Origin of the sequence: Ornithinibacillus caprae, assembly GCF_009728145.1 — a bacterium.
GTDB lineage: Bacteria > Bacillota > Bacilli > Bacillales > Amphibacillaceae > Ornithinibacillus > Ornithinibacillus caprae.
Map to the genome: position 1 here is coordinate 20070 of NZ_WOCA01000011.1, position 15390 is coordinate 35459.

The following is a 15390-nucleotide window of genomic DNA, read 5'->3' on the forward strand; positions in this document are numbered from 1 at the left end:
AGGAGGAGTGGGACATGATTGTTGAGGTAAAAGGTCTAAAAAAGAGATATAAAAAACAAGAAGTTCTAAAAGGTATTGATATTCAAGTAGAAACCCCACAAATCATTGCATTGGTGGGACCTAATGGATCTGGGAAGACAACGTTACTTAACTGTATGACAAACTTACTTTTCTTTCAGGAAGGGGAGGTAAGTTTGTTGGGGAAAAAACATACGGATACATCACTTTTTTACGATCTGTCTTATTTGCAGGATAACCGGTTATTATATGGGAGTTTGACAGGGTATGATCATTTGAAGTTCATCTGTAACGTACAAAAAATACCGATTTCAAAGATTAAAGAAGTTACAAAGCGAGTTGGTATGGAGAGCTATGTAAAGAAAAGAGTACGGAACTATTCGCTTGGTATGAAGCAGCATTTATTACTAGCAATGGTGATTATGAATGAGCCGAGGCTTCTATTAATGGATGAGCCGTTAAATGGATTGGATCCAACAAGTGCGATTAATATGCGGAAGATTTTACTAGAATTATATGAAGAGGGGACAACGATTATTATTTCTTCTCATAATCTAGATGAAATCGATAGGCTGACCAACACGATTTATTTCATGAAGGATGGTGCGTTACTAAAAGAGTCACTTCAAGATTTTGCGACCAAACGATATTATATTCAAGTTAGTGACAGGGATAAGGCAATCGGAATTTTGAAGGAACAAAACATTCTTTTTACAGAAAACGATGAAGGACAAATTGGGTTTGACGAAACAGAAGTGGACCTACAGACATTTATCAATCTAATGAATGAAAATGATATTATGATAAAAGCGGTTGAAGACCAAAAAATAGGTGCAGAAAAGCGCTATCGGGAGTTATTTGAAGAGGAGTTATCCTCATGAAGCTACTACCGTTTGAGTTGAAAAAGATGCTTTTTAGTAAAAAGCTCTTTTATTTAATGCTTCTTCTTGTAGCAGGGGTTGTATTGTTGTTTTTACGAAATGTGATTTTCGAATCCTATGTGGAAAAAGAAGAACGTCAACGTATTGAAAGCCTAGTACAAGCGAGTCAATCGAATTTTAGAATGCATCAACAGACATTGGCTCAAGATCCTGAGAATGAAGAGGTTCAGAAGTTACAGCAAATCAATGCCCCGTTGCTTGATAGACTATATGAATTAAGGATGCTTGTAACGACAGAGGATTGGCAATATAAATTAACGGTGGAAAATGATGCACTCGAATATATTAAAGAGTATAAAGAAGAAGGAGGAGATTTCCCATTAACCTACAAAGAAATTGACCATCAGTTTGCTTTACATGAGAAGCTGTTGGAAGAGGATGTTCGACCAGAGCATGATACATACAGCAAAACGTTGCCTAATTTTATGAAGATGGTTATTAATTTACTGGTCAACTTTGGGACAATTATCATCATACTTCTTCTAGTAGGGGATATCATGTCATCAGAGTTTGAGAATCGTTCAATACAGCTATTATTTATGCAACCATTGCAACGAACGCATATTTTAACGAGTAAATTTTGGACTTCTATCGTTTCTTATCTTGTAACAGTAGGGCTTATTTTAGGGACAGTAATGATTGTTGGGTTGATATTTGGTGAAAAAGGTACATTTGATTATCCAATGGTGATGGAAAAAAATAATGTCATTACATTTATGACGGTTTGGGAATATATGATCCTAGCATTAGTTGTTGCTTCTGTGACGGTTTTCTTGATTATTTCTCTCGCTTTATTGTATAGTCTTTTTTTCAAGCATACACTTTCGACTCTATTTGTATTACTTGCGACATTGCTAGCGGGTTATGCATTAACCACATTTATATCCTGGGAGACCTTTGCTTGGTTCAATCCCTTTCAGTACTTACGACCACAAGACATGATAATGTATCAGAATGATCGTGTTTGGTATCAGGGGATACCAGTGATTTTATTGATGACTATAATTTGTTACGTGATTGCAAGACAGAAAATAAAATCTAGTAAAGTCGATTAAATAATAACGTCACTCCCACTATTATTGGTAGTGACGTTATTTGCTTAATATTATTGCACTAAAATCTCAAATGCATAAGCAGCTTCTCCTTGTAAAGAATTATCCCACCGGAGAATGGCTGTATAATAATATCTTCCTTTTTCAGATGGAGCTGTCATTGTCATGTCGGTTAAACTTACTTCCGTTTTTTCTTGTGTTTTGTGTTCAATTAATTCTATTTGAGTTGGATTAAAAATATCATTGTTTTGAGGTATGTCGGATGTTGATACGCTTAGAGATATTTCTTCCTCTGGTACTACCTTCATAGGACTCAACTGACGATCAAGTAGTACTTCATCTGGTGGATTCGGTTCAATGGAACAGTTTTTTTCATCGTTTTCCCAGCAGTATTTGTCAAGAATTCCCGCGGCTGAATCTACTCCTGTATGGGGCTGGAAATGAGGAGGGGTAAGGTTTTTATTTTGAGTTTCGGGTGGTTTAGAAGGTGATTCCTCTTTAGCAGAATCCTCACTAAAACAACCAACTAATAATATTGCAAGTAGAAACATAAGTATTCCTATACGTTTCATCATTACATCTCCTGACTGTTTTTACTATTTTTACTATTTTAACAATAATCGTAACATCTTTCAATTATCCACTTGCAAATTAGTAAGAGCTCTCCGACTGAAGACAGGATCATTCCTTCTTAAGCGCATTAATGTGTTGATATATTTACATTAAAATAATCGTAAGAAAATTCGAATAGAGGTGTGAGGATTGTATATATCCATTTTTCAAGAAGTAGTTGATATCATGCATCATGATTATGCAGGTTGGATAGATAAAAAGGGATGGGATCGTCCTGAAAAATATGAAGAAAATATAAGGTATTTGGAGAAAAAAGGTGAATTAACTGCAGAGACATTTGTCGAAATCGTACAGGATTACTTGTTAGATTTTAAAGATCATCACATGAATTTTACCTTAGTCAAATCTGATCAACAAAAAGAATATGATAATGGCTTTCGTGTGAGACGTTATGAAGACCATTTATATATAATTTCTGTTGGGAGGGAAGAACGATTAAAACCAGGGAATGTGATTACTCACCTAGATAACACTACTGTACCCGAATTGGTTAAAAAACATCAACGAGAGTTAATGGAAACGAAAGCGGAGAGAGAAGATTGGAGAGCAATCATTAAGAAATATAGTGTGGCTACAGTAATTAATAACGAGGGAGAGACTCGCTCCATAGATCTAAAAAAATATGAAAAAGCGGAGTATGTACCTAAACATACGGTAACTAGGGTAGATTCAGATACATTGTGTATGACATTAACTGACTTTTTTGATCCGGATACGATACAAAAACTAGAGAAAGAATATCGCGATGAGTTAAGTGAAATAAAAAATGTAATCATCGATGTTAGAGTGAATTATGGTGGAAGCACGCTAGCCTATTCTTGCCTTGAGAAATATCTTTTTCCAAGCAAATCGATGACAATAAATTTTAACGACTATGCAATGAAATTTAATTGTACGAAAAGGAATACGGATATTCTAGTAGAATCGATCAACCAAGAAATTCATCTTATAGCTGATGAGGAGACACGGAAAGGTCTAGAACGGTTTGAACAAGCTTGGATAGATAACAGAGGAAAAGGATTTACTTCATTTGATTCACATGATGAGAAAGTTGAGATAACCGGTAGTGACAAACCGAAAAATATTATCGTGTTATGTGACAACTATTGTGGTAGTGCAGGAGATATTTTTGTCTACCTATGTAAAAAATCTCCGAAAGTAACAGTTATCGGAAGGCCAACATGGGGATTAAATGATTATTCAAATTTGATCGTGAAAAAATGGGATAATCAATTTGAATTCGCTTATCCAACTTCTCGATTAGATCAGCTAGATCATCGTGAAGTTTTAACAGATCCAGGTATAAAACCAGATATATACATCCCATGGACGCCTAAGCATTTTGAAAAGGATGTGGATATGGAAGAGGCAATGCGAATGTTACGGAGTAGGGAGAAAGTTACATAGAATAATAGGAGGCACCTAAATCTCGTAATCGGGAGTTAGGTGCTTGTTATCCCACATATAACGGGCAGTAAAACCCTCAATTCGAAACCAAGGAGGTTAAGTGGGGGTGGAGATAACCCCCGCTGATTGAAGATTCACTTTATCTTAATCTAGTTGACTACCAAGAAATTTTGCTAACTCCAACATACCATATTTTCCTGCCTTAGCTTCTGCGTCTGAATTATAGTTTGTATTTGTGTTGACATCATAGGTATAAATATCCCCATTTTGATTACGAATAAACTCAATTCCAGCAACATCAATATGATTTTCTTTAAGAAATTTTTCGTACTTGTAGATAATTGGATCATCGAAGTCTTCCATAATTTCAAACTTTGGCTTTTCTTCTACTTCCTCACCGACTGGGCAGAATAAATCGTCAATGGTACATGCATCAGCTGGGCATAGTTCAAATCCTTCTGAAGTATCCACACGAACAGCGTAGATGAATTTTCCACCAACAAATTCACAACGAATAATATATGGCTCAGGTGCCTGAATATATTCTTGGATTAATGTGATTCCGTCGATAGAAGGCTCAAAGGTTGGCCCTTCTACATATGCTTGTAATGCCTCAATGGAATGAAATAATTGAACACCTAGACCTTTACCTGCACGATTGTGTTTGGTGATAAAGGAAGGTAGATTCAGCTCTTTAGCAGCTTTAATTATTTCCTCTTTTCCAACAGCTGCAATCGTTTTTGGTGTACGTATATTTGCATTGTTTAGTGCCATATATTGATTAACTTTACTAACTTCAAGTCGTAATGCGCGACTACCATTATTGACCTTCCTACCATTTTGCTCTAACCATGCGAGTACTGCTTCCGTTAATTCGGGTGCATAACGATGGTCTCTTGTATGAGAAGATGCACTAATGCGGTTATAAAAAACACCTTCAGGTGGAGTAGTTGTTAAATTAACAGTACCTTGATCTAAAAACCACTCTTCGTATGGTAGACGTAGTTCGTCTAAGCGTTTGGTTAAATGGTCGGTCCATTCACTATTCTCATGAATGATATAAATTTTTTTAGTCATAGTTAGATCCCTCACATTTCAATATATATTAATCATACCAAATAACTCGGATTTATGATATGTATATGCAACTTAAAAATAAAAAACTCCCAGTTTATGGGAGTTTGGATTCGAACGTTTTATCTGCATGTAACGGGTAGTAAGCCCCACACGTGAGGTGCCTGCTAATTGAAGATTCGCTTTATTTCACTATCATCACTGGACAATTTGCTCGTTTTGCTACTTTGTGACTAACACTTCCAAGAACCATTTCTTGAAATGCATTTAACCCTCGACTGCCGATGACAACAGCATCAAATGCATGTTTGTTTGCGTAGTCAACAATGGTGGGACCAGGATCTCCATGTAAAAAAACAACTTCAAAATCTACGTTTGATTGTTTTGCTTTTTGGACAATAAGTTCTAGTTTTTCTTTACGTAAATCGGCGGCATCTTTCCCCCAGCTATTGATCACTTCATCTTTAGAGTGCTTAGGATCAACAACATATAAAATATCTACTCTTGATTCAGTATTATAACTAGCTAATTCAAATGCCTTTTCACCAGCACGGATCGAGTGTTCAGAGCCATCCGCTGCAAAGAGAATCTTCTTAAACATGAATATCCCACCTTTTTAATCAGAAAAGTAAGCACTTACATGTATCTGTTAATCTATTATAACATGAAGATTCTAAATAGAAAAAAAGATAGAATAAAGGGTTTTGGTGAATAATGTAGAATTTAGTAAAAATAGAAAATAAAAAGGTAGTATATTAATCGTATAATTTTTGGCTCCTAATCCGTTGTAAAGGTAGCGATGATAAAGGAGGTTAAATATGACTTCAATTGAGAAAAAAGCTCAAATGTTTAATGAAAAATCTCGAGAATTAAGAGAAGAGTTCAGTCAACTCATTATTGATTTTCGGGAAGATTTGTGGGACTATTGCCGGTATTTAACCGGTTCACCATGGGATGGAGAGGATGTTTTTCAAGAGACAATGCTAAAAGCTTTTGGAGGGTTTTATCAAGTGTGGCAGCCGGTTAATCCAAAGTCGTACTTATACCGTGTTGCAACAAATACATGGATTGATCACTGTCGGAGAGAAAAAAAGATAGTGGGTACACTTGAAGAATCAAATGAACCATCAGAAGAATTTTCTGATAGCCTAGAACTTGAATACGCTTTGGAGCATCTAGTCTATCTTTTTACACCACGACAAGTTGCTGTATTTTTAATGGTTCAAGTATTCAAGTTTAAAGCTGAGGAGGTTGCAAGTATTGTTAAAACTACCCGTGGAGCAATCTATGCAACGATAAGAAGAATGGAAAAGAAGTTATGGGAGAAGGAAGGTTTAATTGTAGAAACGAATAACCCCGAAATCGATGAAACTCAAAAAGAAGTTATTCAGTCTTATATTAAAGCGATAAATGAAGGAGATTTAGATGCTTTATTTGATATAGTAAGTGATCACCTCCATAATGAAGCATCTCTTGGTTTTCAAGAGTTTTCAAAAGGCGATGTACAAAAAGGATCTATGCTCCATGGATTACCTGGATACCGAGCCCAAGAGCATTGGCTGTGGGGTAGAAAGGTTATTATTATTATTGCAGAAAGTGAAAATGGTCCACTAATTCATGACATACAGTACCAGGAAGTTGAAAATGGAAAGATTGTATTTCACCGAAGCTATTATTTTAGAAAAGAATTTATTGTAGCTGCAGCAAATGAGTTAGGAATGAAACCGCAGCTTCATAAATTCCCGGTAGATTGGGATAAAAAATGAGGAGGAATGAAATTGAGCAGTCCAATAAAGAACAAAATTAATACCGTATTTGTACCTGTTAGAGATATTAAAAAAGCAAGTGATTGGTATTCAACCATATTAGGTGTAAGTGGTGAGGTCATGCATGATCATTTGTTTGTTGCTAGTATGAAAGGTACAGGGCTGGTTTTAGATGAAATGCCAGCATGGAGAAAGAAGGGAGAAGATATTACTCCATTTCAAGCACCGGCAGTGCAATTCGTTACAGATGATATTGAAGCTTCCTATCGGTTTATGGAAGCAAATGGTGTGGAGCTTGTGACAGACATTCAGCATGGTCATTTTTTTGTATTTAAGGATTTAGATGGGAATATGTTGATGGTGATGCAAGATCAATAGTTTCTTTGCTACAAAGTGCTAGGTAATCAATACTAGTACTTTGTAGGAATGTTCACTTAGGAATTATAAGGTTTCGTAAAAAAATTGTAGCAGTCTAAATGGATTTTCTGGAGGAATTAAGTTGAAAAAAGGATTATTGCATCATCTTGAAATAAATGTTTCTAACCTTAAGTCTAGCATTAATTTTTGGAGTTGGTTATTAGAAGAATTAGGATATGAGCGATTTCAAACATGGGAAAAAGGTCAAAGTTGGATATTAGATGATACGTACATTGTTTTTGTTCAAACGGAGGAGCGATTCCTTGATGTTCCGTATCACCGTTCTCGGGTTGGATTAAATCATTTGGCTTTTTATGCAGACTCAAGAGAGCATGTAGATCTAATTACAGCTAGTCTAAAAGAACAAGGAGTTACAATCTTATACGAAGATAAGCACCCATTTGCCGGTGGCCGAGAACATTATGCGGTTTATTTTGAAGATCCAGACCGTATAAAAGTGGAGATTGTAGCACCATAAAAATGGGGTGAGTGTTTGATACATGCCATGTTATTTGACTTAGATCGAACATTATTGGATCGTGATCGATCTGTCGTGACCATTTAGAAAACGATATTATAGCAGCAAAGCAAGTAGGGATGGAAGGTATCTGGAAGAGAGTAGATAGAACTGAATGTGCCGATTCCGATTATATAATAGATGATCTAAGTGAGATTATGTTAATAGTAGAGAAGAAAATTAGGTGAAGATATGAATCGTAGTAAATTAAAGAAACGACTAATAGAACTGAGAAAACATAACTATCAAGATCTAGATGAGATAGAGCTTTCAACATTAACGAATGCGATGCTTAAGCATATTGGAGATCCAGATTCCAAATTAAGAGATACATTGATTTATAACTCTTTTACGTATTTAATTGTTCATGATTATTATTCAGATGATGATTTAAAAGGCTTATTGGAGAATGTTTTAACGAAGGATTATCTCTTTTACGGACTAGGGGAAAAGGGTGACAATAGCGTATTTACCCGCTCTTTTTCTACGCTCCTCATAGCTTTAATATTACATGTAAACCTTAAAAGAAAGTTTTTATCTATAAATGAATTGAGAAGATTATCTAATCTGCTTCTCGTATATTTAGAGAGAGAAGTAGACGTACGAGGGTTAATAGAAGGGAGTGGATGGGCGCACAGTATCGCTCATGTGGCTGACGCAATAGATGAATTAGCAAAGCAACAAGACCTAACATCCAAAGAACTTGAGACATTACTTGTAGCGATCATGGATAAAATGAGTTTCAATGAAGACTATTTTCTATTTGAAGAGAATGAGCGAATGGCAATTCCTACAATGACAATTTTAAGTCGGGGGTCAGATGATAAAGTATTGATAAATCGAATCGAGGAGGTTTCTAAGGACTTATATACTAACTTTTCTAGTGATGAACGATCACAATTAATTTGTCGTTATTGTGAAGCAATATTTACAGGCTTTGTATTTTCTATTAGATCATGTAGAGCAAAACCAAGAGCTTAGATGGAAGATTAAGGAGTCTATTACAGTTATAAATCAGCCATATTACAATTGTTAGAGAAGGAGTTACTACTATGAATCCGATATTATTAGATTTCCCGCATAAATTTGAAACAGAGCGCCTAGTTATTAGAATGCCTCAACCAGGGGATGGAAAAGTGGTTTATGAATCTATTCATGCATCTATCAATGAATTACGTCCCTGGTTGCCTTTTGCGCAGCATGAGCAAAGTGAAGAAGAGGTAGAGGTGAATATTCGAGAGGCGCATATTAAATTTCTTAAAAGAGAAGACATGAGATTACTAGTTTTCCATAAGGAAACTGGAGAACATATTGCATCCTCTGGATTGCATCGAATGGATTGGGATGTTCGTAAGTTTGAGATTGGTTACTGGGTTGATTCACGCCATAAAGGTAAAGGGTATGTAACGGAAGCAGTGGAGGGGATTACAAACTTTGCCTTTGAAGAACTTAAAGCTAATAGAATTGAAATAAGATGTGACGCGAAAAATGTAAAAAGTCGTGCTGTTCCTGAGCGGTTAGGCTTTGAATTAGAAGGTATTTTGAGGAATGAAGATCTTTCGGTTGATGGGAAGGAACTTCGAGATACTTGTGTATATGCAAAAGTCACTAACTAGTGAAGGGGAGATTCCATGAAAAAAAATGATCATGGTCGTGTGTTCTTAGATTTTATATATATGGAAGAACATGAAATGGAAGCCTACAAACCTATAGCTGGATCATTTGCGGCTCTAATTTGTGAAAATAAATACCTTTTGTGTTATAACAAATGGCGAGAGCAGTGGGAGCTTCCTGCTGGTCGAAAGGAAAAATGTGAAACATCGAAGGAATGTGCAATTCGGGAATTGTATGAGGAAACTGGTCAAGTAGTGAAGGATATGAATTTTAAAGGATTACTTAAAGTGAAAGATGTAAAGAGTGAAATAATAAAATACAATCCGGTATACGTTAAACGAGTAGTGAATTTACAGCCATTTCGAAAAAATAATGAAACAAATCAAATAAAGCTATGGGATCAACAGGAAGAGCTACCTGCCTATGATCCTGTAGATCTCCAACTATTGAACTTTTTAAAATAAAATTTTTCATAAGACTTTACAAATGAGAATTTATTTTCTATAGTATAGATACCTAATAATTCTAGGTAGGTGAAAAAATGTTTAACCGAGAACTCATAAAAGGTAGTACATCACTTCTTGTTTTACAGCTATTAAATGAGCGTGATATGTACGGCTATGAACTTGTAAAGGAAATGGATAAACGAAGTGAACACCATCTTCAAATGAAGGAAGGGACTTTATATCCTGCTTTACACAAGCTTGAAAAACAGGAGTACATTGAGTGCTATTGGAAAAATCAAGAAAAAGGACCTGCCCGTAAGTATTATCGTATTACAGCACAGGGGCAAGAAATTCTAGAAGAAAAAACGAGTGAATGGCACCGATATGTTCAAGTGATGAACAATTTAATCGGGAGAAGTGAATCATGACGGATGGTGGTCAACAATTTCTACAGGAATTAGCAAAAGAAATTGGCAACCATCCTGAAAAGCTTTCCATTCTTGAAGAGTATGAGGTACATATTTCTGACCTAATTCAAGAAGAGTCTATTCCAACAGATCAAGTGTACGAACAGTTACTAATAAGATTAGGTACACCTAAAGAAATTGCTAGTATGTGGAAGCAAGAATCACGTATAACACCTAGAAAAACACAGTGGCTATTTGTCATACTGAACTCCTTGTTATTTATAGGTGGAGGTATATTGACTCTAAGCTACAATGTTCTAGACTGGAATTGGATTGAATGGTTGTGGGCGAGTTTAACCGATATTTCGATTATCATCATGCTCATATACATCCTGTTTTGGGGTCTATTAGGGTATGAGATTGGAAGGGAATTTGGGCATCGTGGACGTGAATTGTTACGAAAGACATTCTTTATTTCTGTGATTCCAAATTTTGTGTTTATGTACTTAATTATTTTTAAATTAATTCCACATGAATGGTTTCAACCGTTATTAAATGTACCTTTCATGGTTGCTTGTATTGTTCTTACAGCATTCCTGTACCCAGTAAGCTGGATTGGATATAGGTGGGGAAGGAAGGCTTCTGTATAAATTAGGACTGTTCAATAATAGGTTCAGTCCCAGTTCGATTTTATTTTTTGCCTATATACATAGAATTTCGATGTATATAGAATTACCTAGTAAGGGGGATAATAGTGGAGCTTAGCATGAGGCGTCAAGATATCATTTTTTTACTTATATGTGTTGGATTAGGGGTATTAGCAGAACTTAGCTTTTTTCATGGGCGAATCGGTGTTTCATATTTAGCTTTTATAACAGGATTCTATGCTGTGCTTTTTGGACGGTATAAGCTATCTTTTAATAATCGGAGAATTGGCTTGCTATTAATGGTAGCTATATGGCTATTAGCAGGGTCTTATGCTTTTTATGATAATGTACTATTTCGCAGCTTAAATTTTCTTTTGATTCCAGTACTTGTATTTTTCCATATTGTCTTAATTACAAGTCCAAATAATATTAATTGGAGTAAGCCTGCTTTTGTAGTTTTGTTGATAAAGAAGCTCGAGCAAGCAATTCAATATAGCTCAAAATTTTGTAAGCTAAGTTTAAAAAAAGTATTTAAAAATATGGATGATCAAGCAGCACAAACCATCAAGCGAATTGTAATTGGTTTAGTAATTGGAGTCCCGTTATTGTTTATAATTACTGGATTACTAATGTCTGCTGATGCTGTATTTCAAGATATAGTTTTACGATTACCTGAATTTGTATTAGAACTGAATTTTTTAGAAGGTACGTTTAGATTTATACTCGCTATATTGTTCGCTTTGTTATTTTTTGGTGTTTTTCAAGTATTACATGTTCGTCCAAAAACAAAAGAGAATGTTGGATTAGTTAATGAAAAAACAACGGTTAAATGGGATAGTATTATTGCCATTACGATCTTGGCTTTACTGAATGCAGTGTATGTATTATTTACCGTTATCCAATTTAAATATTTCTTTAATGATGGATTACAATCAGGGTATACGTACGCAGAATATGCAAGAAGAGGTTTTTTTGAATTAATTTTTGTGACACTAATTAACTGGAGTATATTAATTAGTTTTTTAAAGCTAGTAAAAGAAGATAGACGTCCGTTAAAAGTTGCTTTAAAGATTATGTATTCACTACTAATTATTGTTAGTGGTGTGATGCTTACCTCTGCATACCAACGTTTAAGTCTTTATGAAGCTGCTTATGGATTTACTTTAGATCGTGTATTAGCACATGCATTTATGATTTTCTTAATGGTAATATTTGCTTATACATTTGTTCGTGTGCTACTTGAACGTTTATCAATTCTGCATTTTTATCTAATTATCGGTTTGGTATTTTATACTGGTTTAAATGCAATTAGTTTAGAAAAGATCGTAGTGGATAATAACATAGAACGTTATGAAGCTACGGGGAAAATTGATATTTATTATTTAAGTCATTTATCGTATACAGGACTAGATGGACTAGTGGACCTTTATGAAGCTGATCCAGATATTCCAGAGCTAAAAGAGTTACTTGTAGAGCAAAAAAGCGTTTTGAAAAATGAAGGTGAAGATTCTTGGCAATCCTTTAACTTTATGAAACAAAGGGTTACGAAAAGGATGGAAGAATTAGATTTACGTAATTAATCATTGCTTTACCATCAACTTAGAAATGGAGGAATTCTAATGAATTCAAATATACCGAAGCATGTAGCCATTATTATGGATGGGAATGGTAGATGGGGAAAAAGCAGAGGACTTACTCGTAGTGAAGGTCATTATGCTGGTGCGCAGGCAATGGAGAAAGTCATTGACGGAAGTATAGAATTGGGGATTGAAATATTAACATTATATGCGTTTTCTTCAGAGAATTGGTCACGACCAAAGGACGAGGTAAATTATTTGATGCGGTTACCAGTGAAATTTTTTAATCAAAAGCTTCCTGAATTTATTCGAAGAAATTGTCAAATTCGAATTTCAGGTAATATGGAATCATTACCCAAAAATACGAAACAAGCACTTGAAAGAGCGGTAGAAAAAACGAAGTATAATGATGGGTTAATTGTTAACTTTGCCTTTAATTATGGTGGTAGGGATGATATTTTACAGGCAGTGTGTGCCATACTTAAAGAAGCAAAGCAAAATAATCTAGATATCGAAAATATGGATGAAGAAATGTTTAACCGATATTTGTATACTCGAGACTTGCCAGATCCAGATTTAATCATTCGTACTGGAGGAGAAAAAAGAGTAAGTAATTTCTTGTTGTGGCAGTCATCTATGTCACGGTTATATTTCAGTGATGTGTTCTTTCCAGATTTTGACGATCATCACTTGAGGGAAGCGATAAAAGGATGTCGAGATAAGAGAATAGTTGGATGAAATTAAAAACAGCTTGAATCAAGCTGTTTTTGTATTTTAGTACTGCGAAAAGTATTGAAAAATAAGTGCAAATTTCTTTATTTGAAGAAATAAATTTGGTTTGGATTTTGTTTCTTGATGATTGATAAGATGGGCGAGTTTTCCTTGATAGATTAATTGAAAATTACCATTTTCCTTTAAGTCGTAAGGAGCCACTAGTGGTAAAGGTTTTTCTATGTCTAATATACCACCTTCCGCCAATACAGAAGCTACAAATTGTGAACAGAAGAGTGCATTGGTTCTATTTATAGGCTTACGAAACAGGAATCCAAATAAACCTAAAAAATTATAGCGGTACAAATCTTGCTGCTCATCTATTTCTTGAATATAGCGTTTCATTTTTTGATACTGAATTTCTGTAATGGAATGTGAATAAACGACACAATCTGCATGTTTAAATAAACTAGATCGAACATCCTCCCTCACAAATCCACCAATAAATGGATTTCTCTTCCTCTTTCTTCCAAAGCTGTACACATCAAATAAATCATGATCGAATGAAATGGAGGCATGATTATATGGTGCGTTTGTAAATAATTTTATTATCTTTGTGAAAAGTGTACCTGTATCTGTAAGAAGTAAATATATTTTTCTTTCATCGTTCATGAATATCACCTTCAATCATTTCAATGTATGCAAAAGTAAAACGACAACAATTATTTTCTATAGTACAGGGATTAATGATTAGGTGGAACATACTTAAGAAATAAATGTGAGTAGGTCTAGGGGCGTATTTGTGTGTAGTAAAAAAATAAAAACTACCATCGAATTGTCGATGATAGTAAGAGAAGTGGTTATTTCTTTTTAGTTGCTTCTGTCATTTGATGCCAAATGGATCCTTTTGCTTCTTCTCCGCCTTGTATTCGTGTTAAAGCCATTTTTGCTTGCATACGGACTTCAAATTCTGGATCATTAAGAGCATTTTTTAAAGCAGAAATTGCTGTTTCATCTCCTATTTCATATAAAAACATAGCTGCCCGCCATCGAACCAGTCTACTGGGATCTTCTAATGTTTGAATCATTTTGGGAATGGCTTCTGTAAATCCAAGGTCGGAAAGACAATCTCCTGCTGTACGACGTACGTTTACAGCCTTATCATTTAATGCTTTATAAAGATATGGAAGTACTGCTTGATCTTCAATCATTCCTAAATATGCAGTAGCAAGTCTGCGGATTGATGCCTTTTCATCATCTAATGCTTTATCTAAAACAGGTAGGTCTTCAAGTGTTGGATCCATACGATCTAGTGCTGCATACCGTTCCTTCCAGTTCGGGTTATCTAGCATTTCTAACGTTACCTTTTTCCATGGGCGGTTTTCTTCAAACTGCTTCGACTCGGAAGCTAGCCTTATTAGATTGGATAATCGTTCTTCATGATAACTTGCAGTAATCTCTTCAACAACCTCTGGACCGATTTCTTCTGGTGCACCATATCGTGGGCTTTGTTCTACCCATTTACGTTCTTCAAGCATATTATCTGAAACAGTCGAGGCTTCTATTACTGCATTCATGAACTGATCAGGAAGTCCAAATCGATGCTCTTTATCCCCTTCTTCAAGTTTGACTTGCATGGGGATATTCCGAAACATTTGAATAAATACCTTAACTTCTCCAAAGTGCTCGTCTACGGAATTAGCTGGATCGTCTAGCGATTCATCTTTTGACGCGCCAAATAGCTCTTGTACTTCCGGTAATATTTGTTCCCAGGCAACTCGTGGGTCTCTTTCCAGGGCGATAAAGTCGATAACTCGATATAACCCCTTTACCCCGTTGATATCAAACAGTTCTTTAACATAATTAGGGGCACCTGAAAGGTCATCATCACGTTTATAGTTTTCTGTATTACCATCAGCTAATCGTTCATCTACAATAATCTTCATAGAATATGGGCTTGGTGTTGGTTCAATCGCTAAAATCTTCAATACTACTCCCCCTCACAAAGCTATCATTAAAATTGATCGTATCATAAACGAGGAGTGCCTGTCACTTGTCGAAATTCGACAAGTGACAGGCACTCCTCGAACTTCGAATTTCGAATCTAGAATGAATGAAACATTTATGTAGAAGTGGTCGTCTTATGTATAGAGACCTGTTTGG

General features: G+C 35.3%; 18 protein-coding genes. 13 read left to right on the plus strand and 5 right to left on the minus strand.

Annotated elements, in window-relative coordinates:
• Positions 1 to 14 precede the first annotated feature (14 nt).
• Positions 15 to 899 carry an ABC transporter ATP-binding protein gene (locus GMD78_RS13505; RefSeq protein ID WP_155669338.1) on the plus strand — a complete coding sequence of 295 codons (885 nt, stop codon included), beginning with the start codon at positions 15 to 17 and terminating at the stop codon, positions 897 to 899.
• Positions 896 to 2014: an ABC transporter permease gene (locus GMD78_RS13510; protein WP_155669339.1), complete on the plus strand. Its 1119-nt coding sequence runs from the start codon at positions 896 to 898 to the stop codon at positions 2012 to 2014. Before GMD78_RS13505 ends, GMD78_RS13510 begins: the two co-directional genes overlap by 4 nt.
• 50 nt (positions 2015 to 2064) lie before the next feature.
• Here GMD78_RS13510 and GMD78_RS13515 read toward each other — a convergent pair whose 3' ends face one another.
• Positions 2065 to 2583 carry a hypothetical protein gene (locus tag GMD78_RS13515; RefSeq protein ID WP_155669340.1) on the minus strand — a complete coding sequence of 173 codons (519 nt, stop codon included), beginning with the start codon at positions 2581 to 2583 and terminating at the stop codon, positions 2065 to 2067.
• A gap of 190 nt (positions 2584 to 2773) precedes the next feature.
• Here GMD78_RS13515 and GMD78_RS13520 point away from each other — a divergent pair, with 190 nt between their 5' ends.
• Positions 2774 to 4051 (plus strand): S41 family peptidase, encoded by a 1278-nt coding sequence (locus tag GMD78_RS13520; RefSeq protein WP_155669341.1) that lies wholly within the window; start codon positions 2774 to 2776, stop codon positions 4049 to 4051.
• A 144-nt stretch (positions 4052 to 4195) separates the two neighbouring features.
• Here GMD78_RS13520 and GMD78_RS13525 read toward each other — a convergent pair whose 3' ends face one another.
• Both GMD78_RS13525 and GMD78_RS13530 read right to left on the minus strand, forming a co-directional pair.
• The gene (locus tag GMD78_RS13525; RefSeq protein ID WP_155669342.1) at positions 4196 to 5128 is read right to left on the minus strand and encodes an ATP-grasp domain-containing protein; all 933 of its coding nucleotides are present in this window, start codon (positions 5126 to 5128) and stop codon (positions 4196 to 4198) included.
• Between the two features lie 181 nt (positions 5129 to 5309).
• Positions 5310 to 5726: a universal stress protein gene (locus GMD78_RS13530; protein ID WP_155669343.1), complete on the minus strand. Its 417-nt coding sequence runs from the start codon at positions 5724 to 5726 to the stop codon at positions 5310 to 5312.
• 217 nt (positions 5727 to 5943) lie between these two features.
• Between GMD78_RS13530 and GMD78_RS13535 the strand changes: the two genes are divergently transcribed.
• From GMD78_RS13535 to uppS, 10 genes are all read left to right on the plus strand, one after another.
• Positions 5944 to 6891, plus strand: coding sequence for an RNA polymerase sigma factor (locus GMD78_RS13535; RefSeq protein ID WP_155669344.1), 948 nt, complete (start codon positions 5944 to 5946; stop codon positions 6889 to 6891).
• Positions 6892 to 6903: 12 nt separating this feature from the next.
• Positions 6904 to 7269: a VOC family protein gene (locus GMD78_RS13540; protein WP_155669345.1), complete on the plus strand. Its 366-nt coding sequence runs from the start codon at positions 6904 to 6906 to the stop codon at positions 7267 to 7269.
• A gap of 121 nt (positions 7270 to 7390) precedes the next feature.
• Positions 7391 to 7786 carry a VOC family protein gene (locus GMD78_RS13545; protein WP_155669346.1) on the plus strand — a complete coding sequence of 132 codons (396 nt, stop codon included), beginning with the start codon at positions 7391 to 7393 and terminating at the stop codon, positions 7784 to 7786.
• Between the two features lie 231 nt (positions 7787 to 8017).
• Positions 8018 to 8806, plus strand: a complete 789-nt coding sequence (locus GMD78_RS13550) for a DUF2785 domain-containing protein (protein ID WP_155669347.1) — start codon at positions 8018 to 8020, stop codon at positions 8804 to 8806.
• Between the two features lie 71 nt (positions 8807 to 8877).
• Complete coding sequence (locus tag GMD78_RS13555) at positions 8878 to 9441, plus strand: GNAT family N-acetyltransferase (RefSeq protein WP_155669348.1); 564 nt, start codon at positions 8878 to 8880, stop codon at positions 9439 to 9441.
• Positions 9442 to 9456: 15 nt separating this feature from the next.
• Positions 9457 to 9903 carry an NUDIX domain-containing protein gene (locus GMD78_RS13560; RefSeq protein WP_155669349.1) on the plus strand — a complete coding sequence of 149 codons (447 nt, stop codon included), beginning with the start codon at positions 9457 to 9459 and terminating at the stop codon, positions 9901 to 9903.
• Positions 9904 to 9980: 77 nt separating this feature from the next.
• Entirely contained in the window at positions 9981 to 10313 is a 333-nt protein-coding gene (locus tag GMD78_RS13565) for a PadR family transcriptional regulator (RefSeq protein WP_155669350.1), read from the plus strand.
• A complete protein-coding gene (locus GMD78_RS13570) occupies positions 10310 to 10942 on the plus strand; it encodes an HAAS signaling domain-containing protein (RefSeq protein WP_155669351.1) in 633 nt (210 codons plus the stop codon). The genes GMD78_RS13565 and GMD78_RS13570 overlap by 4 nt, the downstream gene beginning before the upstream one ends.
• A gap of 104 nt (positions 10943 to 11046) precedes the next feature.
• Positions 11047 to 12519 carry a DUF4153 domain-containing protein gene (locus GMD78_RS13575; RefSeq protein WP_343042317.1) on the plus strand — a complete coding sequence of 491 codons (1473 nt, stop codon included), beginning with the start codon at positions 11047 to 11049 and terminating at the stop codon, positions 12517 to 12519.
• Positions 12520 to 12558: 39 nt separating this feature from the next.
• A complete protein-coding gene (gene uppS, locus GMD78_RS13580; protein WP_155669352.1) occupies positions 12559 to 13254 on the plus strand; it encodes an undecaprenyl pyrophosphate synthase in 696 nt (231 codons plus the stop codon).
• 36 nt (positions 13255 to 13290) lie between these two features.
• Here uppS and GMD78_RS13585 read toward each other — a convergent pair whose 3' ends face one another.
• Positions 13291 to 13899 (minus strand): hypothetical protein, encoded by a 609-nt coding sequence (locus tag GMD78_RS13585; protein ID WP_155669353.1) that lies wholly within the window; start codon positions 13897 to 13899, stop codon positions 13291 to 13293.
• A 188-nt stretch (positions 13900 to 14087) separates the two neighbouring features.
• Positions 14088 to 15215 (minus strand): conserved virulence factor C family protein, encoded by a 1128-nt coding sequence (locus tag GMD78_RS13590; RefSeq protein WP_196493824.1) that lies wholly within the window; start codon positions 15213 to 15215, stop codon positions 14088 to 14090.
• Positions 15216 to 15390 lie beyond the last annotated feature (175 nt).